Origin of the sequence: Chryseobacterium sp. SSA4.19 (genome assembly GCF_022601875.1) — a bacterium.
Taxonomy (GTDB): Bacteria; Bacteroidota; Bacteroidia; order Flavobacteriales; family Weeksellaceae; genus Chryseobacterium.
In genome coordinates, this window is record NZ_JAKVIP010000032.1 from 1 (window position 1) to 23903 (window position 23903).

Genomic DNA, 23903 nt, shown 5'->3' on the forward strand with positions numbered 1-23903 from the left:
ATTAGTCTTTTAAATTGCAATCCAAAATTGCTAATTTTCTCGGAACTTTTTTTTATAAATAAGTTTAAACAACTTCAATATTATAGTAAAATACACAAGTGATGGAGGAAATGCAAAAACCTTTAAAAGTATAAAAGGTACTTGAACAAGAAAATAAATTAATTGTTCCATTTGATCCTCAGAACCAAGACACGGGAATAATCTATATTGAAAAAGATAACAACATGTTTTATATATCTGGAAGTCCGATATATTTTATAAATCCAGGGAATGATCAGCTTCCTTTGAAAAAACAAATCGGACAGAAATAAAATACTTATTTACTATTTAATGATATGATTGAATTTTAACCAGAAAAGTAAATACATGAAATCTTTAATTCTCATATTTTTACTAATTATCAGCTGTAAAGAAAGTAAAGCTGAGAATGCATATAAGAAAACTTCGCCCGTTTCCTATAAAGAAAAATTAAAGATAAACACTAAAGGCCTAAGCAGTAAAAAAGATGTTTTTTCCCGGTGGAAAGGAAATTACTGTACAAATTTTACTATTACAAGGTCAAGTGAAGACTATGAATTAAGTTATGATATAAAAATAGTGCGTCAAGACAGAGTTTTAATCTCCGAGAAGATTAATGGCGAAAACAATAATCTTTCAGGTTTATTCATAAAATCTGTTTCAAAGAATCAGTTGGTGATTAAGTCAACAATTGACGATACGTTAGAATATATTATTTCGGAAATTGACGGGAAATGTTATATCAGGGGATTTACGATCTATATGCTCAATCCTCCAAATGACAGATATCCCATTAACAAAATCAGAACTTTAATTCTTTACAGCGTAATTATCATTCATTTAAATCACATGTAGTACGCTGATTTCTTCGTGAAAGAATCTTATTAATCTTAAATTAAATAGAGATAAAACCATTTTGTAAAATAAAAATTTTGGATTAATTTGGTGTAAGCCAAAAACAAAATGCTATGACTGTTCATTTCATCCTTTCCGGAGAAACATTGGAGAGCATATGTGAAGAAATTCATCTTGAAAATTCAAATTATCTCAAAGAATTCCACAACTCACATTGTGCAAGAGAAGATATTATAGATGAAGTTCTTATGCCGGGGAGAAAACTGCTGCTTCCTGACTTTAAAATTATTAATGAATACAACAGCAGGAATGATGCGCCTTTCAAACAGCCGAAATTAAATCCGGTCATTCCTTTCATGCCTGAAGATTTCAGCAAAATATATACAGTTACCATTACTGAGATTGAGGAAAACGAACTGGAAAAGAAAAATAATATTCTTACTTATACAGTTTCTGTAAAATGGATCCGGAAAGAAGGTTTATCTCATATCTTTCATATTTTTAAAAATAATTTTTCTGATGCACAGGGAAGCATGCTGTCTGATCTAGCTTCAGAGTCAATCCGGGCTCTTAACCCTTTGGTGATCAAAACAAATGATAAAGGAGGAATCATAAAGATAGAGTTGAACGAAAATGCGGCATCTCATTTTTCAGCTATAAAAAACCGTTTAATTGATCTGTTCCCTGATCCGTATGCCCGAATTTATCTTGATGAATTTGAATTCGCTGTAATGAACAGGGATCTATTTGATAAAAGAATGAAAGAAAACCTGTTTATGAAAATCTATTTTGCTTCTTTGAGAAATCATTTCCAGAACGGGAAATCTTTCCTGCGGCAAACTGTTGGAGAACAAAATATTCCGGTTGAACTGATCCAGAAAGTAGAACACTGGAATAGTCAGGATGAGATTCTCTTCCGGCAGAATGAAACTTTGGAACAACAGGTTATTTTCAACGGGAAATATACTGTTTTGGCTAAAACAGGAATGGTAAAGCGTGCTGAGGTAAGCTATAGCATAGTTTATGAGGATTTTAAAAGCTCTACTTTTATCACCATTGAGTAACAGTCCGTAAAATACTTTTAATAGAGAATTTAGAACATAGACGGATCTTTTGTCGTAGAACTACGACATCAAATCGTAGAATTACGACAAAAAATGAAATTGGTAATTAAAAAATTTTAGATATGAAATTTCCGTTTTATCTTTGTTATACAATCATCGAATCACAAAATATTATTAACAATTAAAATTTAAAATCATGGCAGCAAATTCAAGAGGAATTTTAAAATTCAACGGAGGTGAGGGTCAGAAATTATTAAAGCTGAACTACAGCGTATCCAGATCTACGGATGTTTCCGGACGAGTGGCATCAGACCCGTCAAATGCATTAATCAAACTTACTGTTGAGGCAACTGAAAAATCAGACATCCTGGAAAGTTTACTCAACGGTAAATACAAGCCTACAACAGGGGAAATTACTTTCAATAAATCTCATGAAGAAGGTACTTTAATTACTTTGACATGGGAGAATGGTTATGTAATTCAGCACGAAGTAGATTTTGATGCAGTAGACGAAAACAGCATGCTGATCAGTTTCGTGGTAAGTGCGGAAACGATCAACTACGGTAACTCTGCTTATGAAGGACTTTGGCCGTCAGCTTAAAAACAAATTGATTTTTAGTATCACGATGATACAAAAGGTAAAGACTGTCCTTCGGAGGCAGTCTTTTTTGGTATTTTACGGTATTTGAAATATAATGTAATGTACTTAAAAGCAGTTCGAAACATCATTAGCATATGTAAATAATTAAGCTATTTATTTAAAAATTTTTTTTAACTTTACCTATACCACAATCACAAAATTATGTCAACTACAACTGAAAATATGCAGGGGGCAAATTTCCGTCCCTCCCAGAATGCTGACGGCATCTCAGAGAGCCATCACGCAGGGATTAACCGTCTGGTTAAGCTTTCTCTTGTCATTGAGGGGAAAGTCATCAAATATTATAAGCATTTCAGGCTAAGCCAGAGTACGGGAAGGCACCATGAGTTCAGTGTTACTCTGGCTCATGATACTCTGGGCAGCCGCCAGACCCACACCCTTGAAGAAGCCAATAAATTTTTAGGAAAACGTTTTACCGCTGTTATTTCTTATAAAGATATTGATAACAGCCCGGAAAGGACCTTTGTAGGCGTTATCACAAAAGTTGGTTTCAGCCAGGAAAAAATGAGTTTGGGAAATATTGTATTAAGCGGTTACAGTCCGACAATTTTGCTCGATGGCGCTCCCCATATCCAGAGTTTCGGTGGTGCTTCTCCGGTCAATATGGGAATCATAGCCAACGAAGTCATTAAACAGGGGATCGATACCAGCCGTTTCGATGTTCGGGTGGACACCAATGATTATTCCCAGATTCTTTACAGCAGCCAGTATGATGAGACCCATTATAATTATCTGGCAAGAATGGCTGAAGCTTATGGCGAGCAGTTTTATTATGATGGCGAAGTGCTTCATTTTGGAAAGCTTCCGCCTCAGAACAAACCGATAAAATTAACCTATGGCAGTAATGCCAATGATATCAGTGTTGAATTAAAAGCGGTTCATATAAAACCTCAGTTTTATGGTTACAATAGCAGCAGAAACGAGAAGCTGACTTCTGGGGAGACTCCCGTTCAGCATGTAGGAGATTTGGCTAAGACAGCGTATGCCCATAACAGTTCTATTTATAAAACTCCGGCACTACAGGTAGCTCCTGTAAAAGCATCTACCCATCTCGATGTAGAATACTCTCAGAAGAGCGCAGCCGGAAGCCGTGGAGTGAATGTATTTTCCTTATCAGGAACCACAACTGTCCCTTTCTTGCACCCGTGCTGTGTGGTGGATGTCCAGATGCGTAAACCCGATACCAATGAATCGGCCTACTTTACCAGGATCATGGTCACTGAAGTTTCCCACGAAATAGATACTATTGGTCATTACACAGGAAGTTTTCAAGGTATTGCTTCTGATACCGGATTTTTACCGAAGCCGGAATTTACAGTTCCGAAAGCTGACCCTCAGATTGCAACAGTGGTTTCCAATACCGATCCCGAAGGCCAGGGCAGGGTTCAGGTGCGTTTCGACTGGCAGTCGAATGAGACGACTCATTTTATCAGGATGATGAGCCCTGATGCAGGTGGAACAGACCAGATTACCCAGAATAGGGGATATGTAGCGATTCCTGAAGTTGGGGACCAGGTGATGGTTAACTTTGTGCACAGCCATCCGGACCGGCCTTTTGTCATGGGCGGAATGTTCCATGGTGGAGTAGCGCTTGGCGGCGGAGTGGATAATCACCTCAAATCAATTCAGACAAGAAGCGGAATAAAAATTCTGATGAATGATGCCGAAGGAAGCGTGAATATCATTGATCCTAGTGGAAATACCTATTTCATGGACGGTAAAGGAAACATCAGCGTTACTGCACCCCGTAATATGGTTTTTAATGCGGGAGAAAATTTAGACATCAATGTGGGACAGAACATGACGACTACTGTTGGGATGAATAAATCAGATACTATCAGTATGAATCATGTTCAAAGTGTAGGAGCGATGAAGATGACCTCCGTTTTAGGCGATACCAGCATGTTTATTACCGGGAAACTTACTGAGATGATTGAAGGGGATGTTCACAGTGAAACTATGAAGGAAAGAAATGAAATAAGTGAGGGGAAAATCATTACACAGAGTACAGGTACCCACGAGCATCATTCTGAAAAGACTGTTAAAAATAATAGTGCCGAAAAAAGTAATAATTTCTAAATTTTCCAGTAATGAGCAGGACAAGAATTGTTAAAGGGAATATTACAAATATTATAGGCGGTAATTACAAAAGATATTCTAAAGATGATATCGAAAATAGAGGTTCTAGAATTATTCAAATAGGAAAAGAAGAAGGTGTATCTTATGGTAAATCTGAACAGCCGTCTAAAAAATTATTTATTTGTATTAAAAAGCTAACTCCCTACCCAAAGGCTTATGGGGATTGCACTTATTACAGGTGGAGATTCGAAAACTTTCTTGAGCGTCATAAAAATTGCTCACATTTGCCTCCTAAATATTATTTTGGACCAATGATTACTAAATCAAATATAAAATACATAGGTGCTGGAATAGATAGTACAAAAGAATGGTGGTCAACAGTTATAAATACAGAGCCTCTTAAGCCGCCATATCCCAAATATGATAAAGGTACTCCTATTGTTAGAGAAAGTTATGGATATAAATATTGTGTAGTTTTTAGTAACTATTTAACACCTAAATTATCACCAGAAGGAAAGAAATGGCTAAAGCAAGCGCGTTACTATCTTCAACAGTATATGGACGAAGGATTAAGGAATGAAACATTTACAAGTAGATATAATAAAAAATTTAATCAGAAAGTTAAAACGAAAACACTGAAAAATGTAGAGCTTGATACTAATTGGTTTCAAGAATTTGCCTTTGCCACACACCCTGATGCTTATCTTAATGCAGGTCTAATTGGAATATCAATAGGAGATAAAATAGAAGTTGGATTAACTCCTGATCTAAAGGAATGGATGTCTACTGGAACATGGGAACAAGCATGGTATGTTGGAAGAGAACAATTAATTAAATGGAAAAAAGATATAACAGTTTATGGAAAGCAAAAATATGAAGAAGCCAGACAAATCTATCAACACAGGAAAAAACAATTGCGGGATTCCGCAAATCGCTTTTTGAAAGAACTGGAAAATTATTTTAAATAGTAGAAATAAGCTTTTGGTAATATATAAATATTAATTTGAAAATGAATATTTGGCCTAAAAAAGTTTTATGAAAAGCATTAGTAACATATCAATAATTCTTTGCCTCATATTGAGTATGTGGGGATGTATAAAAACACAAGATATGAATTGGAAAGAAATAGACACTATTGGAACAGAAAAAAGTGAATATAATCCAGGAATAGCAACAGATTACCGATTTTATAAATTCAAATTTATTGACGAAAAAGATGGCTTTTTAAGTGGAGTATATAATAATTTTAAAGTAATTGAGGAAAAAAAATTAACAGCAATACAGTCAGAATTTAATAAAGAGGCTATAATCTTGATTACTAGAGATGGTGGATATCATTGGGAGGAAAAAAAATTAGGAGAAGGTGAGATAATAGATTTTACATCAGTAGAGGGAAAAATATTTGCTCTTAGAAGGAGCTATCATGGCAGTTCTGCTGAAGAACAGCATTCACATCTGTATATTTCTGACAATAAAGGCGAAACGTGGAAAGGAATTTATAACACCTCAGAAACGTTCGATGAAATTCATTTCTGGACCTCTGAAAAAGGAATAGCGACAATGGGGTTGAGAGGCTATAATTATAACTTCCTCAAGTTTATGAAAACAAATGATGGAGGAAAGACATGGGTAGAATTCCAAATTCCAAATGCTCATCAAATAATGGATTTTGAAATTACAAATAATGGAACTTTGTACTTTCTTACTGAATCAGGGAAAAGTTATATGAAAGTAAATCTTGAAAATAATCAGAATGAAGAAATACCTTTAAACTTGCCAAACCTTCCTTTTTCTGTTTTACTGGACAACCAACAAAACTTATATTTTTTAACTCAGAATGATGATAAAAGAAATGTTCTGTTTAAAAAAGAAAGTACTTCAGATCATTTCACTCAAATAAATTTTCCGATTAAAGATACTATGGTCAATGATGCATGGATTTACGATAATGTAATGTCAATAATTGTTGATAAGGATAATGGAAGTTATTACAGAAGTGAAGATAATGGCAAAACATGGAAAATAGAAAAATTAAATCAGAGATATATTAGTGATATCGCTTTTTTTGGTAAAGATGATGTCTGGATACGCACTATTCCGGGTAAAATGTTAATTAGGAAATAATAGTTGTGTCATCTGGATGGATATGTGCCTGATAAAATTAAAATGAAGTTTATTTCTGGATTGTAGTTAGAGCTCTAACATATAAATATTTACATATGAAGTTACCATTATTATTAATTATCTATTTGACTTTTATAGAGTGTAATTCAAAATCCTCTAAAGGCTATGTATATGATGGTATCAGTAAAAAACCATTGTTAAAAGTTCAGATTACAGATTTAAAAAGTGGTTATAAGTCATCAACTAATGAAAATGGATATTTTGAATTTAAAAAAATCAAAATATCTCTTCTGTTTTGGTTTTTAGTAAGAAGCTGTATTATTCCGATACCATACCTGCTGTTCACATCCAGAATGGAGAGATCCAGAGAGAACTGTTTAATGGAGATACGATCTATCTATTAAAAAAGGAAGCCCGAGATTCTATTTATAAAGTAAATAATTTAATAGCTCACCAGTAATTAGATACTGAAGTTAATTCATCAATAATTGCATAAATGAAATATCTATTCTTAATAATCAGTTTAGCTACGATACTCAGCTGTTCAAGAAAATACGGATACATTTATGATGAAAATCAAAAGCCATTGGAAAATGTAATGGTTCAGGATATTGAAAATCATTCCAATAAAATTATAACTCAGGACAACGGTGAATTTTCATTTTTGGACTGTGGAAATCTGATTATAATCAAAAAAGGTTATAAAACAGATACACTGGAAAAGTTTGGTTGTAAACCAACAGGGAAATGTTTCAATGGACATATTTTTTATATGAAAAAAGAAAAATAAACTTGATATTATTGATTTGGAAATATTATTTGTATAACCAATAAAGAGTTATAATTTAGAAATAATGCACTATAGAAACTTAATATATTGTTTGTTACTCTTACTTTTTGCAAGCTGTGGAAAAAAATATATTATAATGCCTAATGTTAAAGGAGAAATATATTCAAAAACAGATAATAAGCCAATAACTGGAGTGGTATTTTTGTCAGTAAGTATGCGATCAACAATATGGATACTGTAAGAACAGATCATAGTGGTTCTTTTTTGTATGATGGTTTTTTTGTAGATGATTATTCAGATGTTAGAAGCATGTCAACGATGGTACAGCATGTTTTCATTTTAAAGAATAATAAAAACTATAAATATATTGATGTAAAGAAATATTATAATAAGAGTGATTATAATAAGACAGATACGATTGATTTAGGAATTATTTATTTTGAAAACTTAAAATCTGTAAAAAAGATTCTATCCCAGAATAGAAAAAAAAGACTATTTATTATATATGAGCTGTAATATTAATCTAGAATAAATATCTTTTCGCTTAAGAAAGTTTATAAAAAAGCATAAGTGAAATTTCAACAATTCTTTAATTGATATTAAGTATGCAGGTTCGTATGAATCCCAGAACATCAATTGGAAAGAAATAGAGGCGATAAATAGAAGAGTCAATATAGTCCAAGAATAGTAACAGATACCGTTTTTATAAATAGGATACAATTTTATGTAAAAATTAAAATAAGTTTTAAGTATAAATAGCTAATTTTACAGAAAGGATGCCGGAGTCATAAAAATACCGGCCTTGTTCACCAAAAACATCAGAATATAAATGGGAGTACTAGTAACCAACGAAACGGTTAAACAGCTGTTTCATATTGCACAGTCAATCGCAAAAGAAAACTACAATGGAACCTACGGTGGCCCGCATATCCTGCAGGCATTAATGCACAAAGATATCGGCCTTAATGAATTTTTAAAAAGCATAGATAAAGACCCGGGATATTTTTACGAATGGGCAGATGTGCGCATCGAAGATTATCCTAAAACCGCCCATCTTCCCGATGAGGTGGGTGAAGATGAGGCGGTAGACCGAATTATTGAAGAGGCAGATGATATCCGATTAAAATTAGGCCTTGACGAAATTACGCCTGTCTGTATTTTAACGGCCATTGTAAAACCACAGGTTGCTTTTACCCTGCAGCAGCTTAAATCATTGCCACTCAGAGAACATGAGATTTTCAACCTGTACAGAAAAGATACTCCTTATGAAAATTCTGAAAACGAAGCATTTTCCTCCCTGTTTTCAAACGGATCAGACCATTCAGATAATTCCTTTCCTTCTATCAAAAATTACTGTACAGACAGAACGGCCCAGGCCAGGAAAGGAGAGCTGGAAAATATTATAGGAAGAGATAAAGAGCTCAGGATGCTGGTGGAAATCCTTTGTCGCAGAAGTAAGCCGAATGTAATCATCATTGGAGAACCGGGAGTTGGCAAAACAGCATTGGTAGAAGGTTTTGCCACAGAAATTATTAAAGGAAATGTTCCTGAAATGCTTAAAAATGCCACACTTCTTGAGCTTGATACAGGTGCATTATTAGCAGGAACATCGTATAAAGGTGAAATTGAAGACCGCCTGAAAAAAGTAATCAATGAGTGCAAAAAAATAGAGAAAGCCGTTTTATTCATTGATGAGATCCATACTCTTTTAGATCCTAAAGGAAGCATCGGAAATGTTGCCAACCTGTTAAAGCCGGAACTGGCAAGGGGAGAAATCACAGTGATCGGAGCAACCACTCAGGAAGAATACAGGAAAATTATTGAACCTGAACAGGCTTTCAACCGTCGTTTTGAAGTACTCACTGTATTGGAACCCGATGAAAAGACCTGTGTGAAAATGATCGATGTTCTGTTGGAAGGTTATAAAAAGCACCACGGAATAGAAGTGGAAAAAACGGCACTTCCGGAATGTGTTCGTCTAGCAAAAAGATATGCAAAAGGGAAAAAGCTTCCTGATGCTGCTATTGATCTTTTAGACAGGACAATGGCCGCAATCAAAATGCTGGATGAACTTTCAGAAAAAGAACTGGAAAGCTGGAAGTCAAGTTATGATGCAATTCTGCAGGAAGAATTTTTTGATGAAAAAGACAAAGCAGATGAACTGATCTGGACTTATAATTTGTTAAAAGATAAAATCAGTCCGATATTATGGGGCTCCTTAAGCGAGCAGCCACAGATTGATAATTCCATGCCTGTCGATCAGATTCTGAAAATTATGGAGGATATCTATGCGGAACTTTTACAGCATGCAGCTCAGAAAAGAGAAAAAGTAGACCGCCTGGAACTGGCAGCAGTAATGGCGGCAAAAACAAATATCCCAATCGGAAAAATCCAGGCCCAGGAAAAGGAAAAACTCCTGAATATGGAAGGCCTGCTGATGAACAGGGTAGTTGGTCAGGACCATGCTTTAAAAATTCTTTCTGATGCTATTGTTGAAAACCGGAGCGGGCTAAATAAACCAGGACAGCCTATCGGTTCATTCTTTCTCCTGGGACCTACAGGAACTGGAAAAACCGAGCTGGCGAAATCGATGGCAGAACTTCTTTTCAACGATGAAAAAGCTATGGTGCGCTTTGATATGTCGGAATTTAAAGAAGAACATTCAGCAGCATTATTATATGGGGCGCCTCCGGGATATGTAGGTTATGAAGAAGGAGGTATGCTGGTGAATAAAATAAGACAGCAGCCTTATACTGTTGTATTATTTGATGAAATTGAAAAAGCCCATCATTCAGTCTTTGATGTGTTTTTACAGATTATGGACGAAGGAAAAGTTCATGATAAGCTTGGGAAAGAAGGGGATTTCAGCAATGCGCTGATTCTGTTTACCTCCAATATCGGAAGTGAAGAGATTGTTAAGCAGTTTGAAGAAGGAAAAGTGCCGGAATCTTCTTCACTCATGCAGATCATGTCTGCTTCAGGCAGGTTCAGGCCGGAATTTTTAGCAAGGATTACAGAAATTATACCTTTTGCACCCATCACCGAATCCATTGCAGAGAGAATTTTTAATATTCAGTTGAAATCACTTCATACTTCACTGACACGATTGGGAATCACATTAAAGATCAGTGATGAAGCCGTTAAGAACTTAGCATTGGGCGGATTCAGTAGTAAATACGGAGCAAGACAAATTTCAGGGGTAATCAGGTCCCAACTGGCAAGGCCTATTTCAAAAATGATTGTAAGAGAAGAGGTGAAATCCGGGCAGACCATTCATGTAGACTGGAATACGGAAGAGGATAAAACAGACTGGAAATTAGATTAGTAAGAAATAAAGGCTGATAAGGAAAAAGTAAATATACGGATTCTTATCAGCCTTACTTCAACAAAATTACACGATGAAGTTAACACATAGAAATAGCATCCAGATTCTCATTATACTCGCGTCATCTTTTGTGAATGCGCAGTTCCTTAGCGCTTCCGATACTTCTGAAAGCACTGTAAAACGGTATAAAAATATCATTCGTGCCAATAAAGATATTGTCGCCTTCATTGAATATTCTTTAGTAGAAAAAGGCCTGCCGAGACATTTAAGGAATTTAGCTCTAATTGAATCTAATTTCAATACAAATGCCACATCAGGAGCCGGAGCAGTCGGGGTATGGCAGTTTATGACCGCCCATGCCAACCAGTACGGACTGACAGAGCAGAACCGTAATGATCTGTACAGAAGCACCAAAACCGCAGCCATCTCCCTCAGCCAATTATATAAAAAATATAACAATTGGGTAACGGTAGTTGCGGCCTATAACTGCGGTGAAGGAAATATTTCCAAAGCTATGGCAGCAGCAGGATCCTCACAATATCATGTCTTCTCTAAATATCTTCCGGCAGAAACCATTAACCATGTGAAAAAATACCTCAATGCGTGTTATGCAACAGGCGAATTGCAAAGTGTTTTAAGCAATTATAATTCCTCAAGGATAAATACGATTTTCTTTGTCAACGGAGGAAGCGGGAAAAATAATATTGAGATGGCGGAAACGGATATCAATGCAGGCTTCAATCTGAATGTGATTGCTGATGAACTCGATATTGAGGTTGAAAAAATTCTTGGCTGGAATCCTGGAATTTCTGAGGAGCTTGAGCAGAAAGGTGAAAGTATATTGCACCTTCCTAAAGATCTTATGCCCGATTTTTTATTGAGGAAAAATAAAATACTTTCCAGGTCATTAAAAGAAAACAGTACACAAATCATAACACCACAAGAATAATCACTGGCAAGGAACTTACAAAATCCTATACCTATAAACCTCATAAATTTTATCTGATCGCATTGATCATGGAATAAATAATGTATATTTCCTGTTACAGATTATAATAAATTTCTTTAATTGTAAAGTAAGTGGCTGGTTATCAAATATATAATTTTTTCTATTTTTAAAGTCGTAAAACTACTACACCAAATCGTAGAACTACTACAAAAAATGAAATTGATGGATAAATAATTTTATAATACATTAAGGTAGTCTATCTTTGACTTAACAAATCATACAAAATATACCAAATCACAAAATATTAACGAATTAAATTTACAATTATGGCAGCAAATTCAAGAGGAATCTTAAAATTCAACGGAGGAGAAGGACAAAAATTACTGAAACTAAACTACAGCGTTTCCAGATCTACGGATGTTTCCGGAAGAGTAGCTTCAGATCCTTCCAATGCAATCATTAAAGTAACAGTAGAAGCAACTGAAAAATCAGATATTTTGGAAAGCTTACTGAACGGTAAATATAAGCCTACAACCGGGGAAATCACTTTTAATAAATCTCACGAAGAAGGTACTTTAATTACCTTAAACTGGGAGAACGGATATGTGATTCAGCATGAGGTAGATTTTGATGCTGTAGACGAAAACAGCATGTTAGTAAGCTTTATTATCAGTGCTGAAACCATTGATTACGGTAATTCTAAATACCAGGGTCTCTGGCCAAGCAGCGGTAATTAAAATCCGCAATCATCTCATTAGGAATACATGGATAGAATGGTTCGTCTTATTTAAGATGAATCATTCTGTTTTTATTTTTAAGTAAAACCTTCATTCTTTAATGCTTTACCTACTCGCCTTTAAAAATTCAGTTAACGATAATTAAGGAATTCATAAAAAGTTAAGATATGTTATAAAGAAGGAGATAAAAACGGAAATTGATTATCTTTAATATCCAATTTAAATTAATACATCATATGGAAGCGTACGATTTTGAAACAACGATCAGACCCTTTTTTTGGGTAGCCTCAGAAAAAACTTTTTCAGTATGTTTAAATGCAGGAACGTATAAACCTGAGATTTTCTATTGGAGAAAAGATGAAGGTTTTGAAGGCAATGGATACGACTGGGCATCTCTCGCCAAAGTCTTTGTTGAAGAAAAAAGGCCCGATCTGTCAGGCGAAATTAAATTTGATCCTGAAGCGGATATGTTCTGTGCCTATTCGTCAAATCCTGAAAGTCTGAAAGAATTTATAACAGAATTTAAAAAAGTATGCGAAGATGAGGTACAGGTCCAGGATTTATTTTTAAAGGCCGAACTGGATTAAAAATTTTCAATATAAACTAAGACTTCAGAAATGAAGTCTTTTTATTTAAACTTATCCACCAGATCCTATTTAATGTATTTATAGCTCTGATCAGTCTGATTCGATCCTTCAAAAAGAATTTAAAAAGTCTGAGATTGGAATAGAAAGTTTATTAATATAAATCTGTTCCGTGTGATCGTATGATCAGGAAAAAGAAAACTAATTTCTTATATTTGTTCTTTATGAAAAATATGGACGCGACACAAGATAAAAGGTTATTTCTCATTGATGCCTATGCAATGATTTTCAGAGGATTTCATGCCATGTACAAAAATCAGAGATTTACAAGTACAGGATTGGAAACAACCGCAATTTTCGGTTTTATGAATTCTCTGATTGAATTGATTCGAAAAGAAAAGCCCACCCATCTTGCCGTGGTGTTCGATGTAGGAGAGGCCAGTATCAGAACCGGCGATTTCTCTGATTATAAAGCCAACAGAAGTGAAACTCCGGAAGCAATAAAAATTGCAATTCCTTATATACACAGGATACTGGATGCGATGCATGTTCCTCATTTGGGAGTTCCAGGTTATGAAGCTGATGATGTTATCGGAACCATTGCGTGCAAAGCTGAAAAAGAAGGATACACGGTTTTTATGGTGACCCCCGATAAAGATTTCGGACAGCTGGTGACCGAGAAAATCAAAATTTACAAGCCAGGTTACAAAGGCGGTGAAATACAGATTATTGGGGTTGAGGAAATTAAGGCTAAATATGAAATCAATGATCCGAAACAGGTAATTGATTACCTGGCCATGATGGGAGATTCGTCGGATAATATTCCCGGACTGGAAGGAGTGGGCGAAAAAACAGCCATGAAATTCCTTAAAGAATACGGAAGCATTGAAAACCTTTTGGCGAATACGCATGAGCTGAAAGGAAAGCTTAAAGAAAAAGTGGAAGCGTCTGCAGAACGTGGAATTTTATCAAAAAAATTAGCAACCATTATCTGTGATGCTCCGGTAGAGTTCCATCAGGAACAATACGACCTTGAAACTCCGGATTTCGAAAAAGTAAGAGAGGTTTTTGATGAAATTGAATTCAGGAGGCTGTATGAAAATCTGTACCGTGCTTTTGCTCCGGTTACTACCGGAACTCCTGTTGTGGCAGAAGCAAAAGTAACCTTAGCTGATACGCCTCAACAGAAAGTAGCACAGGCAGTAGGCCAGCTGGATTTGTTTGCCACGTATGAAGACCTGGACCAGGGAGCTTCTACAAAGTCGACCATTGAGCATAATGACCATCTTTATCAGTTTGTGGACAATCCGAAAGCCCAGAAAATATTGGTGAATAATCTTCTTAAGCAAAGAGTAGTCTGCTTTGATACTGAAACCACTTCACTCAATGAGCTGGAAGCCGAACTGGTAGGAATGAGCTTTTCCTATAAAAAAGGACTGGCCTACTATATTCCTTTATCGGAAGACCAGAGCGAAGTCTTACAGACACTGGAAATCTTCAGACCGTTTTTTGAGAAAGAAGATTTGGTTAAAGTCGCTCATAACTTAAAATTTGATTATAAAATTCTTCATAGGTATAATATTACCGTCAAAGGAGCCATGTTTGACACCATGATTGCCCATTACCTGCTGGAGCCGGACGGAAGACACGGAATGGATTACCTTTCAGAGATGTATCTGGGATATAAACCGGTCTCTATAGAAACCATTATCGGGAAAAAAGGAAAAAATCAGGGGAATTTCAGGGATGCGGATCTCAGAACACAGACTGATTATGCAGCAGAAGATGCCGATGTTACTTTTCAGCTGTATGAACTGTTTGCGCCACAGCTAAAAAAAGAAAATTTAGAAGATCTGTTCTTTACAATAGAAATGCCTTTAATGGAAGTATTGGCGAAAATGGAGCTGGCCGGAATTTCTCTGGATGAAAAGTGGCTTGCCCAGGAAAGTATTGATCTTGAAAATGATTTAAGACAGCTGGAATCCAAAATTTTTGAACTTTCCGGAGAAGAATTCAATATGAATTCTCCAAAACAGCTCGGGGAAATTCTTTTTGAAAAAATGCAGCTGGATCCAAAGGCAAAAAAAACAAAGACCGGGCAATATGCCACTTCAGAAGATATTCTTCAGAAGCTCTCTTCAAAGCATGAAATTATTACCCATATTCTGGAATACAGAACCTATCAGAAATTAAAATCAACCTATGTTGATGCTTTGCCGTCACAGATTGAAAAAACAGACAACCGGGTCCATACCAATTTCTCACAGACCACTGCTGCAACCGGCCGTCTGGCAAGTGTAAACCCAAACCTGCAGAATATCCCGATCCGGACTTTAAGAGGACAGCAGATCCGGGGAGCTTTTGTAGCGGGAGAAGGAAAAAAGATTATCTCTGCCGATTATTCCCAGATTGAGCTTCGTCTTATTGCTGAAATTTCCGGTGAGGAGAATATGATCAAAGCCTTTCAGGACGGAGAAGATATCCATGCTTCCACAGCTGCAAGGCTGTTTAATATTCCGTTGGAAGAAGTGTCTAAAACCCAGAGAGGGCAGGCCAAAACCGTGAACTTCGGGATTCTTTACGGGCAAGGTCCTTTTGCATTGGCTGAACAAACCGGATTGTCAAGATCGGAAGCCAAGCAAATGATCGAAGCGTATTTTGAGACTTATCCGAATCTAAAGGAATATATGGCGGAACAGGTGAGAAAAGCCCGTGAAATTGGTTATGTGGAAACAATTTTAGGAAGAAAACGTCATTTAAAAGATATTAATTCAGGTAATTTTTCTGTAAAAAGTCACGCAGAAAGAAATGCCGTCAATGCACCGATACAGGGAAGTGCGGCAGATGTGGTTAAAATGGCGATGATCAAAATTCAGAAAGAGCTTGAAAAAGAAAAGCTGCAGACCAGGATGCTGCTTCAGGTACATGACGAATTAATTTTCGAATCTCCGGTTGATGAGGTGGAACTGGCAACGAACATTATTAAAATGGAAATGGAAAATGCAATTGAAACGCAGGTTCCTTTATTGGTAGAAGTCGGAGTAGGAGATAACTGGCTGGAAGCGCATTAAACAATGAATAAAAAATATTTCTTTCAACTGATTTTTCTTTTTCTGGGTGTATTTTTCAGTGCTCAGGAAAAGAAAATTTTGTTTATCGGGAACAGTCTGACCTATTATTTTGATATGCCTCAAATGTTGGAAAAGATGTTGAATGAAAATAATACGGTTGGTTATAAAGTCACACAGGTAACTTTACCCGGCATTCAGTTGGAGCATCACGTTTCTCAAGGTACTGTAAAATTAAAATTTGATGAGACTGATTGGGATGATGTGGTTTTGCAGCATGGAACATTAGGATATTATGTTCCGGAAGAAGTTAGCCTTAATATTTTGCCCAGCATCAAAGCATTGCAAAGCTATGATAAAAGTAAAAAGGCGAAGTTTTATCTTTTCGCAACCTGGGTATCGAAGGAGCAATATCCTTTTCAAATGTGTTATCCTAAAATGATATATACAAGGAATGGTGATGATTTGAACCAAAAATACTGTTCAAAAAAATTCCAGAGCCTGGAAGAAGCAAAGGATTACCTGGAAAATCAATATGCTGCTATCGCAAAAGAAACCCATCTTACCTTTACAAAACATTCAGCGATGGAATATATTTTTGAAAAAGAGCATCCTGATCTGAATATGTGGGAAGATGATATGCATCCGTCCAAAATCGGTTCTTATTTTAATGCCTGCATTTTCTTTAAACTATTTTCAGATAAAAATTTAAAAGAAGTAAAAAGAAATTTTGATATTAAACCTGAAATTGCTTCTATGATTAGAAATTTTGTGGAGGATAATTATGTGAAGTTTTAGATCTGAAAATTGAAGATTTTAAAATTTTTTTTACCTTTATCACGATTAATAGAGCCGATATTTTAAGCATTTTCAATGACTTTTCAGGAGAAGTATTCTCAGATAAAATCTTTCTTTTTTAATTATTTTTTCTCGGCGCTGATTCTTTTCTGATCTCAATTTCATTTCTCATTCTTTTTTCCCAGCCTTTACTATTTCTTTTTTGCAGATACGGAGTTACTATTTCTTCGTGTTTTACCTGACCTCCTTTTTCTATCCAATCGACCTGGATTTTGTCACAAAGGTATTATCAATAAGGATAGTTCTTATTTATTTTTTCCAGTTTTTCAGTAACAACAGTAGCAAGGACTTTATTAATCGAACTCCATTCTTTGTGATTTGTTAATGTGAAATCTTTGTAAATTTTTAAAAATTCCATAAGATCTTCTTTAAAAAGGCGTAAATCTTCATAGGCACCTTTAAGATCATACATTGAAAACTCTGAAAATCCATACAGCAGAAACTGCTCATCATTCGTCAGTTTCTCTTCATAAGAAATTTCTTTGATAACTTTAAATGCTTTTTTAAATTCTAAAGATGCTGTTGTCAACGAATTGTAAAGGATTCCAAGCATTGCCCTGCAAACTATTTCTAAATCGGCATATTGAGAATTTTTATCTAAAATTGTAAGTAGATTCTGAGTATTTTTGGTTGTGGAAATTTCAATAAACTCATATTCAGATATACTCTCCGAAGCTAAAATTCCATCTGCCCAACTTACGATATCAATAGTAGTAATAATGCCGAATTTTCTAAGCTCTGCAAAAACTTTTAACAGATTTTCGTAATTTCTAATACTCGCTTTCATAAATATCAGACAATAAATTCAATGCCGCCAACATATGTCAAAGAAAACAGGTCATTCTCTACGGAAACCGGCTTAGGAACCTGGCCGCGATTCAGAAAAATGATGGCATTCACTTCAAATTTGAGATTGATCTCGTTCAGTCTGTTTACTAAAATAGGAAGCCACTGCTCGGCAAAAGAATAGTCGGCAAACTTTTCATAAATCGTACGGTTTCCGGCTTCAAAGCCGTATTCTACAAAGTCGTGGTCCAGCCATATTGTATCCTGAGATTCGGCAAATTTTGAAATATAGATATCGTCGGATTCTTCCAGAAGATAATAGTTTTCATCTTCTTCTACAAAATTATAAAAATCGTCTTCGCTGTTGAAGCTGCCTACCCAAAAATCTAATGTGTTTGTATCCATTGATGAATCCTTCTGATTGAACTTTATTTTTACGCTTTCAAAGTTAGGATAATATTAATCAAAATAAGCTTTCAGTTCATTTAAAAGTTCAATTTCTTCTGTGGTTTTTTTGATATTTAATTCAGGATTAATGATGATTTTGTTTAAATTGTTAAGGTATTCCTGCGCTTTGATTTCACCTTCTTGTGCTTCTATTATATTCTTAATCTGGATATTTCTGATGCTGGAAATTTCACCCCGGCTTTCGAGCATTTTATTCCATTGATTTAAGTGTTTTGAAAGATTACTCGTAGTATTAACGGTATCCAGATAAGCAACCGCTTCCAGAACCGCTTCCTGGTCAAAATAAAGTTCAGGCTTTTGTAAATAATAGTCCAGATATTGGTTTAGATATTCAACCGTTTTAGGCTGATTATAATAAGCTAAAATGACGGTATACAAATCACCGGCGTAGCAAACTTCACTTTTAAATAAATGAACTCCGATAATATCTATCTGCTGCTGATAATTTTTTATTGCAGAAAGATAAGCACCCACCGTTCTTGTTCTCCAGTTGAAATCACCAAGCAAAGCCAATGTTACCTCTTCTGTTATTTCATTTTCAAACTGCATAATATAATCAATCCATGAACGGTCATGAGGATTTCTAAGTTTCATGTAGAGAGGAATTACCCATTTATCAGTAAATTCTTTACTTAATTCAAAATCATTCGGGTATGTTTCCAAATGATCAAAACCTGAAATATGTCTTACTGTTGCTCCTGCAGAATGCAGTCTCATTTCATTTTCTAAATTATTATCCATTTTCTATTAATCTATATCACTCTTTTTTCTGATTCACTTTCCCTGATTGTTTTTTCCAGTCTTGAAACTCTAGTTTCCTCGCGTTTTGCGCTCATGATCCAGTGAAGCATTACTTTTTTGTAAGAAGGAGCCTGATGATTAAAAAAGTCCCATGCTTTCGGGTTGGCTTTAAATTGTTTTTCATATTCAGGATCAAGTGTGGCGAGTTCCTTTTCATGTGAATAGATCGCCGATTTTTCCTCTTTTCTGAGTTCAAAAGCTTTTTGCCCTGCTGCAGTCATCAAACCTGCTTTTGTCAGTTCTTCAATTTTTTTGATATTAATGGCACTCCAGATGCTGGTTGGCTTTCTGGGCGTGAACCGGATGCTGTAGCTTTCCTCATCAATTGATTTCCTTATTCCATCAATCCAGCCAAAGCATAAAGCCTGATCTACAGAATCAGACCAGTTCATGGAGGGCTTTTTTGTCCCGACTTTATAAAATCCCACCAGCAGTTCTTTTTCTTTCTGATGGTTATTTTCCAGCCATTCGCGGAACTCTACCTGTGTTGTAAAAAATGTTGCTTCCATTACCGCTAATGGTTAAAAATTTATGATTAGAGCCTGTTTAAAATACAATTTTAATTTTATAGATGATTTAAACCTTATTAAAAAAGATTCACAGATCTGACAGGCCCAGAAGATCTTATTTGCATTATATCTGCATAATCAGCGAGAGATTATATTTTTGGCTAAATTTAAGAGGCTTTGAAGTTAAAATGAATTTTAACTAATAAAATCTTCTGCTTTTGCCATCTAATAAATTTTCAAATATCAAAATTTGTTCAGAAGTTAAATTTTTTAATGTTATTTTTTTGTGTCCGGTTACAAGATAGTCTGGATAATATACAAATTCGACACTATTTTTATCAATTTTATATTCTCTGAGAAGTGTTGTTTTACGGGTATTTTTCCTCTTGGAATTTGAAAATAAAAGGTTGGTTATTTTAAGGGGAATAAAACTTAAACTTAATGAAAATAAAAAGATAGAATTATCATTAATCAAAAGGTTGAATAAACACCATTCAAATCTCTTATTTCTTCCTGCATCTGTAAAAATAGTTCCGTTTATATTTTTTAATTCAATGGAATTTATTTGTTTACAAGTTTTTAGAATTTTCTTTCTTTCAATAAAGAAATAAATAGTTTTACCAATAGCAAATAAAATGAAACCGATGATAAAACAGAAAAATATAGTATTGGACATAATTAACCAAGATTTAATACTTTATCGTCTTCATTTAAACTGTGTAAAAAATTTTCAGGATCTGTCAAAAATTTATAGCTGTTCGAAAGCTTCATTAATTTATAGACTTGTTCTTGTTCAGGTGTGACAAGGTTTCCGTGCAGATCCATTAAAAGGCAATTGTATTTTTTTGTAATATCAATAAAATTATTTAAAAACTCTAAACCATTTTCTCTAAGATCTGCCCGAAAGTGAAGTTCTTTTATTTTTCCATTTTCTCTGCTTAAAAGTAATAATGCATCATGATCTATTGAAGTATCAACCTCTTTTTTGTAATGCTTCCAATAATAATAATCGGATCTGCTTTCTAATGGTTTTCTGGGAAATAATTTGTTGATGTAATAAATAATTTCTGTCGGAAGAATCTCTACAGAATCCCAAAATTTTACAGTTAAAGCATCAGTGAAAAAATCAGTAGAGTCTAATAATTTATCTTCTTCAAGATAATAATGTTCATTTCTTTCCTGAATGTTGATATTTAATTTATTAGGAATGAATCCAAACTCATTAATGACTCCTTTTTGTGGAATTAAGTTTAATCGAAATTGATAAATTGCCATTATCAAATATATTAAATAACTACGCCATCGGCAATACAAAATAAAAAGTGCTTCCCCGATCCGGTGAGCTTTTTACTCCGATTTCACCGTGCTGCTTTTCGATAAAATTCTTGGAAATGGCTAATCCGAGACCGGTTCCGTTCTGCTGTTCACCCGGAACCTGGAAGTAGCGGTCAAAAATCTGGCGGTGGTACTTTTCATCAATCCCTTTCCCGGTATCTGTAATGCTGAAACGTACAGAAGATTTTAATTTCTCGATAACGATCCGTATTTTTTCATCCTGGAAAGAATGTTTAATGGCATTGCTCAGGAAATTATTGATGACCCAGACTGTTTTGTCAAAATCGGCATGGACCTGCTCATTATCATTCAGCAAAGAATCTGTGATAATGGAAATATTTTTCTGTTCGGCCAGTTTTTCTATGTTTTTAATTGCTGTTTCAACCATGTCTTTTGGGCTGCAGTTTTCGATATGCAGCCGGATATTACCCGTTTCCACCTGAGAAAGATTAAGAAGTTCACCGGTAATGTCCAGCAGTCTTTGGCCGTCATCATTAATGCTTTTCAAAAGTTCCTGCTGCTGTTCGTTCAGCGTTCCGAATTTTTGGTTTTCCAACAGGTGAACTCCCATTTTAATGGCAGAAATAGGGGTCTTCAGTTCGTGCGAAATCGTAGCAATAAAATTGGTTTTGGCAAAATCCAGCTCTTTAAAAGGAGTGATGTTCCGAAGCAAAATGACCTTGCCGATGTTCTTTTTCTCCTTTTCACCGGTTTTAACGATATTAATCGGAATAATTTCCTGTTCAAAATAATTTTCTTTATGATCGGCCACAATTTTAATGGGCTCCTGAGAAGGGCTTTCAATGTTTTTAAGAAGCTCACGGATCAAATCATTATTCACAGACACTTCATGGGCAGTCTTGCCAATGATTTCCTCTTTTTTAAGATTGGTAATTTTAAGTGCTTCATCATTGATCATATAAATAAAATGATGCTCATCCAGCCCGATAACCGCATCATGCATGTTGTTCACCAGTGTTTCGATACGTTTTTTATCCATCAGCTGCTTTGAAAGCGTACTGCTTTCATATTCCTGAAGTTTTTCAGCCATGATATTGAATGAATGGGCCAGATCATTAAACTCCTCACTTCCTTTGAAATGTACCCTTTGGTTGTAATTTTTATCGGCAATCTGACGGATGCTGAATGTCAGCTGGGCAATAGGCTCTGCGATGGTCTGAGGTAAATTAACGAACAATACAACGGCAATCAGGAAGCATATTGTTCCCAGGCTGACGATCCAGAATGTGGCATTTTCAGCCGTGATGATGGCAATGTCACTTTTTCTTTCAATGCCTTTCATGTTCAGTGACATGATAGTGACCAGGTCTTCACGGATCTGTTTTTCTTTTTCAGCCGTAGGCTTCTGCAGGTAGGTTTTAAAATGTAAGTTAAGATTTTGAGTAGCCTCTTTCTCTCCGAATTCCGTCAGATTTTTCTCCTGTAAAACGCTGTTTTTCTGAAAATCCTTAATCGCGACGGCACTGTCTGATGAGATCTTATCCAATGCCAGCAGCATATTTTTAGAAAATTCAATACTGTTGTAATTGGCGATCAGGATTTTTTCTGTATCTGATTTTAATTTGTTGATATATACGGAACCTATTACTGAGAGCAGGACAATCAGAAAAAAAAGGAGGCCGACCCCCAAGGTAAGTTTTGTTTTTAATTTCATCAGTTCGATTCAGGATAAAATAATAATATCAATCTGCCGTTCGTTTAACCGGTTCATCAGGATATAGATCCAGCTGTACCCGAATAAGTTCCGCCATATTTGTGCATGCGGTTTCCCCATGCATACCGTGGTAATATTGTGCTCAATAACATAATCTAAGATTCCTTTATGAACGCTGCTTTCTTTCATCCGTACCACCTTTGCACCCAATTCCTCTGCTAAATTAAAATTATTAATGAGATAACGTTGTTTGTCAAGGGCAATTTTTTCAAGACTTTCTGATGGTCTCTGTATGTACAAAACAGTCCATGAACTGTTATAGTAACTGGCCAGTCTTGCGGTCTTCCGGATGATGTTCTTTGATACCTTCCCGTTGCTGCTGATGCAGGCCAGGAATTTTACAGGTTTAAAGTTTTCGGTCTTGATTTCGGTCTCCACTTTCTTTTCAACGTGCGTGGCAACTTCTTTTAAAGCCAGCTCACGGAGCTGCAGGATATGGCCGCTCTGGAAGAAATTCTGTAAAGCCGTCTGGATTTTTTCTTTTTTATAAATTTTTCCTTCTTTCAGCCTGGCCAACAACTCGTCTGCTGTCAGATCAATATTCACCACTTCATCCGCAAACGCTAAAATCTTATCCGGCACACGCTCTGTCACTTCAATACCAGTGATTTTTCTGACCTCTTCATTAAGACTTTCGATGTGCTGTATGTTCATCGCGCTGATGACATTAATTCCATTATCAAGGATTTCCAATACATCCTGCCATCGTTTTTTGTGTTTAGAACCTTCCACATTGCTATGGGCGAGCTCATCAACCAAAACGACTTCGGGATGTTCATTGATGATCGACTGAAGATCCATTTCTTCCAGGCTTTTCCCTTTATAAAAAACAGATTTCCTGGGAATAGCAGGTAGTTCGTTGGTTAGAGCCTGGGTTTCTTCTCTCCCGTGAGTTTCAATGTAGCCTATTTTTACATCAATCCCGTTACGAAGGAGAGAGTGGGCTTCCTGGAGCATACGGAATGTTTTTCCCACACCGGCACTCATCCCAATGTAGATCTTGAATTTCCCTTTCCGGGATTTCTGGATCAGTTCTAAAAAATCTTTTGCTGAAGACATAGGTCTGAGTTTTTTAATTGTACCTTCCGGATCACGATACGGTTATTGATACAGGGAAAAGAGCCGGAAGATGAGGAGCAAATAAATTCAATAGATTT

General features: G+C 35.6%; 22 protein-coding genes. 14 read left to right on the forward strand and 8 right to left on the reverse strand.

Annotated features, from left to right (window positions below):
- Positions 1 to 366 precede the first annotated feature (366 nt).
- The 14 genes from MKJ01_RS16975 to MKJ01_RS17040 all read left to right on the forward strand — a co-directional run bounded on the left by MKJ01_RS16975 (position 367) and on the right by MKJ01_RS17040 (position 17052).
- Positions 367 to 873: a hypothetical protein gene (locus MKJ01_RS16975; RefSeq protein WP_241615390.1), complete on the forward strand. Its 507-nt coding sequence runs from the start codon at positions 367 to 369 to the stop codon at positions 871 to 873.
- Positions 874 to 986: 113 nt separating this feature from the next.
- Entirely contained in the window at positions 987 to 1937 is a 951-nt protein-coding gene (locus MKJ01_RS16980) for a hypothetical protein (protein WP_241615392.1), read from the forward strand.
- A gap of 196 nt (positions 1938 to 2133) precedes the next feature.
- Positions 2134 to 2538: a type VI secretion system tube protein TssD gene (gene tssD, locus MKJ01_RS16985; RefSeq protein ID WP_241615394.1), complete on the forward strand. Its 405-nt coding sequence runs from the start codon at positions 2134 to 2136 to the stop codon at positions 2536 to 2538.
- A 201-nt stretch (positions 2539 to 2739) separates the two neighbouring features.
- Complete coding sequence (locus MKJ01_RS16990; protein ID WP_241615395.1) at positions 2740 to 4677, forward strand: type VI secretion system Vgr family protein; 1938 nt, start codon at positions 2740 to 2742, stop codon at positions 4675 to 4677.
- Positions 4678 to 4688: 11 nt separating this feature from the next.
- On the forward strand, positions 4689 to 5645 hold the full coding sequence (locus MKJ01_RS16995; RefSeq protein WP_241615396.1) for a hypothetical protein: 957 nt from the start codon (positions 4689 to 4691) through the stop codon (positions 5643 to 5645).
- Between the two features lie 142 nt (positions 5646 to 5787).
- The gene (locus MKJ01_RS17000) at positions 5788 to 6801 is read left to right on the forward strand and encodes a sialidase family protein (protein ID WP_241615397.1); all 1014 of its coding nucleotides are present in this window, start codon (positions 5788 to 5790) and stop codon (positions 6799 to 6801) included.
- Between the two features lie 496 nt (positions 6802 to 7297).
- Positions 7298 to 7591 (forward strand): hypothetical protein, encoded by a 294-nt coding sequence (locus MKJ01_RS17005; protein WP_241615398.1) that lies wholly within the window; start codon positions 7298 to 7300, stop codon positions 7589 to 7591.
- A gap of 228 nt (positions 7592 to 7819) precedes the next feature.
- Complete coding sequence (locus MKJ01_RS17010; RefSeq protein ID WP_241615399.1) at positions 7820 to 8107, forward strand: hypothetical protein; 288 nt, start codon at positions 7820 to 7822, stop codon at positions 8105 to 8107.
- Between the two features lie 313 nt (positions 8108 to 8420).
- Positions 8421 to 10916: an ATP-dependent Clp protease ATP-binding subunit gene (locus tag MKJ01_RS17015; protein WP_241615400.1), complete on the forward strand. Its 2496-nt coding sequence runs from the start codon at positions 8421 to 8423 to the stop codon at positions 10914 to 10916.
- Between the two features lie 73 nt (positions 10917 to 10989).
- Positions 10990 to 11865 carry a lytic transglycosylase domain-containing protein gene (locus MKJ01_RS17020; RefSeq protein ID WP_241615401.1) on the forward strand — a complete coding sequence of 292 codons (876 nt, stop codon included), beginning with the start codon at positions 10990 to 10992 and terminating at the stop codon, positions 11863 to 11865.
- 326 nt (positions 11866 to 12191) lie between these two features.
- The gene (tssD, locus tag MKJ01_RS17025; protein ID WP_241615402.1) at positions 12192 to 12602 is read left to right on the forward strand and encodes a type VI secretion system tube protein TssD; all 411 of its coding nucleotides are present in this window, start codon (positions 12192 to 12194) and stop codon (positions 12600 to 12602) included.
- Between the two features lie 236 nt (positions 12603 to 12838).
- The gene (locus MKJ01_RS17030) at positions 12839 to 13189 is read left to right on the forward strand and encodes an immunity 51 family protein (RefSeq protein WP_241615404.1); all 351 of its coding nucleotides are present in this window, start codon (positions 12839 to 12841) and stop codon (positions 13187 to 13189) included.
- A 230-nt stretch (positions 13190 to 13419) separates the two neighbouring features.
- Positions 13420 to 16257 (forward strand): DNA polymerase I, encoded by a 2838-nt coding sequence (gene polA / locus MKJ01_RS17035; RefSeq protein WP_241615405.1) that lies wholly within the window; start codon positions 13420 to 13422, stop codon positions 16255 to 16257.
- A gap of 3 nt (positions 16258 to 16260) precedes the next feature.
- Complete coding sequence (locus MKJ01_RS17040; RefSeq protein WP_241615406.1) at positions 16261 to 17052, forward strand: hypothetical protein; 792 nt, start codon at positions 16261 to 16263, stop codon at positions 17050 to 17052.
- A gap of 289 nt (positions 17053 to 17341) precedes the next feature.
- Here MKJ01_RS17040 and MKJ01_RS17045 read toward each other — a convergent pair whose 3' ends face one another.
- From MKJ01_RS17045 to MKJ01_RS17080, 8 genes are all read right to left on the reverse strand, one after another.
- Positions 17342 to 17899, reverse strand: a complete 558-nt coding sequence (locus MKJ01_RS17045) for a hypothetical protein (protein WP_241615407.1) — start codon at positions 17897 to 17899, stop codon at positions 17342 to 17344.
- A 5-nt stretch (positions 17900 to 17904) separates the two neighbouring features.
- Entirely contained in the window at positions 17905 to 18303 is a 399-nt protein-coding gene (locus MKJ01_RS17050) for an immunity 22 family protein (RefSeq protein WP_241615408.1), read from the reverse strand.
- Positions 18304 to 18357: 54 nt separating this feature from the next.
- Positions 18358 to 19107 (reverse strand): DUF6000 family protein, encoded by a 750-nt coding sequence (locus tag MKJ01_RS17055; protein WP_241615409.1) that lies wholly within the window; start codon positions 19105 to 19107, stop codon positions 18358 to 18360.
- 11 nt (positions 19108 to 19118) lie between these two features.
- Positions 19119 to 19676 (reverse strand): YdeI family protein, encoded by a 558-nt coding sequence (locus tag MKJ01_RS17060; protein ID WP_241615410.1) that lies wholly within the window; start codon positions 19674 to 19676, stop codon positions 19119 to 19121.
- 199 nt (positions 19677 to 19875) lie between these two features.
- Complete coding sequence (locus MKJ01_RS17065) at positions 19876 to 20352, reverse strand: hypothetical protein (protein ID WP_241615411.1); 477 nt, start codon at positions 20350 to 20352, stop codon at positions 19876 to 19878.
- A 2-nt stretch (positions 20353 to 20354) separates the two neighbouring features.
- On the reverse strand, positions 20355 to 20951 hold the full coding sequence (locus tag MKJ01_RS17070; protein WP_241615412.1) for a hypothetical protein: 597 nt from the start codon (positions 20949 to 20951) through the stop codon (positions 20355 to 20357).
- Between the two features lie 19 nt (positions 20952 to 20970).
- Positions 20971 to 22686: an ATP-binding protein gene (locus MKJ01_RS17075; RefSeq protein WP_241615413.1), complete on the reverse strand. Its 1716-nt coding sequence runs from the start codon at positions 22684 to 22686 to the stop codon at positions 20971 to 20973.
- A 9-nt stretch (positions 22687 to 22695) separates the two neighbouring features.
- The gene (locus MKJ01_RS17080; protein ID WP_241615414.1) at positions 22696 to 23805 is read right to left on the reverse strand and encodes a sensor histidine kinase KdpD; all 1110 of its coding nucleotides are present in this window, start codon (positions 23803 to 23805) and stop codon (positions 22696 to 22698) included.
- Between the last annotated feature and the right edge of the window lie 98 nt (positions 23806 to 23903).

What these genes read in the sequence shown, in the direction of transcription:
- MKJ01_RS17045 (WP_241615407.1), bottom strand. Translation starts at nt 17,899, where the DNA reads ATGAAAGCGAGTATTAGAAATTACGAAAATCTGTTAAAAGTTTTTGCA.
- MKJ01_RS16975 (WP_241615390.1), top strand. Translation starts at nt 367, where the DNA reads ATGAAATCTTTAATTCTCATATTTTTACTAATTATCAGCTGTAAAGAA.
- MKJ01_RS17060 (WP_241615410.1), bottom strand. Translation starts at nt 19,676, where the DNA reads ATGGAAGCAACATTTTTTACAACACAGGTAGAGTTCCGCGAATGGCTG.
- MKJ01_RS17070 (WP_241615412.1), bottom strand. Translation starts at nt 20,951, where the DNA reads ATGGCAATTTATCAATTTCGATTAAACTTAATTCCACAAAAAGGAGTC.
- MKJ01_RS17000 (WP_241615397.1), top strand. Translation starts at nt 5,788, where the DNA reads ATGAATTGGAAAGAAATAGACACTATTGGAACAGAAAAAAGTGAATAT.
- MKJ01_RS17075 (WP_241615413.1), bottom strand. Translation starts at nt 22,686, where the DNA reads ATGAAATTAAAAACAAAACTTACCTTGGGGGTCGGCCTCCTTTTTTTT.
- MKJ01_RS17050 (WP_241615408.1), bottom strand. Translation starts at nt 18,303, where the DNA reads ATGGATACAAACACATTAGATTTTTGGGTAGGCAGCTTCAACAGCGAA.
- MKJ01_RS17080 (WP_241615414.1), bottom strand. Translation starts at nt 23,805, where the DNA reads ATGTCTTCAGCAAAAGATTTTTTAGAACTGATCCAGAAATCCCGGAAA.
- MKJ01_RS17040 (WP_241615406.1), top strand. Translation starts at nt 16,261, where the DNA reads ATGAATAAAAAATATTTCTTTCAACTGATTTTTCTTTTTCTGGGTGTA.
- MKJ01_RS17015 (WP_241615400.1), top strand. Translation starts at nt 8,421, where the DNA reads ATGGGAGTACTAGTAACCAACGAAACGGTTAAACAGCTGTTTCATATT.
- tssD (WP_241615394.1), top strand. Translation starts at nt 2,134, where the DNA reads ATGGCAGCAAATTCAAGAGGAATTTTAAAATTCAACGGAGGTGAGGGT.
- MKJ01_RS17005 (WP_241615398.1), top strand. Translation starts at nt 7,298, where the DNA reads ATGAAATATCTATTCTTAATAATCAGTTTAGCTACGATACTCAGCTGT.
- MKJ01_RS16980 (WP_241615392.1), top strand. Translation starts at nt 987, where the DNA reads ATGACTGTTCATTTCATCCTTTCCGGAGAAACATTGGAGAGCATATGT.
- MKJ01_RS16990 (WP_241615395.1), top strand. Translation starts at nt 2,740, where the DNA reads ATGTCAACTACAACTGAAAATATGCAGGGGGCAAATTTCCGTCCCTCC.
- tssD (WP_241615402.1), top strand. Translation starts at nt 12,192, where the DNA reads ATGGCAGCAAATTCAAGAGGAATCTTAAAATTCAACGGAGGAGAAGGA.
- MKJ01_RS17055 (WP_241615409.1), bottom strand. Translation starts at nt 19,107, where the DNA reads ATGGATAATAATTTAGAAAATGAAATGAGACTGCATTCTGCAGGAGCA.
- MKJ01_RS17030 (WP_241615404.1), top strand. Translation starts at nt 12,839, where the DNA reads ATGGAAGCGTACGATTTTGAAACAACGATCAGACCCTTTTTTTGGGTA.
- MKJ01_RS17065 (WP_241615411.1), bottom strand. Translation starts at nt 20,352, where the DNA reads ATGTCCAATACTATATTTTTCTGTTTTATCATCGGTTTCATTTTATTT.
- MKJ01_RS16995 (WP_241615396.1), top strand. Translation starts at nt 4,689, where the DNA reads ATGAGCAGGACAAGAATTGTTAAAGGGAATATTACAAATATTATAGGC.
- polA (WP_241615405.1), top strand. Translation starts at nt 13,420, where the DNA reads ATGGACGCGACACAAGATAAAAGGTTATTTCTCATTGATGCCTATGCA.
- MKJ01_RS17020 (WP_241615401.1), top strand. Translation starts at nt 10,990, where the DNA reads ATGAAGTTAACACATAGAAATAGCATCCAGATTCTCATTATACTCGCG.
- MKJ01_RS17010 (WP_241615399.1), top strand. Translation starts at nt 7,820, where the DNA reads ATGGATACTGTAAGAACAGATCATAGTGGTTCTTTTTTGTATGATGGT.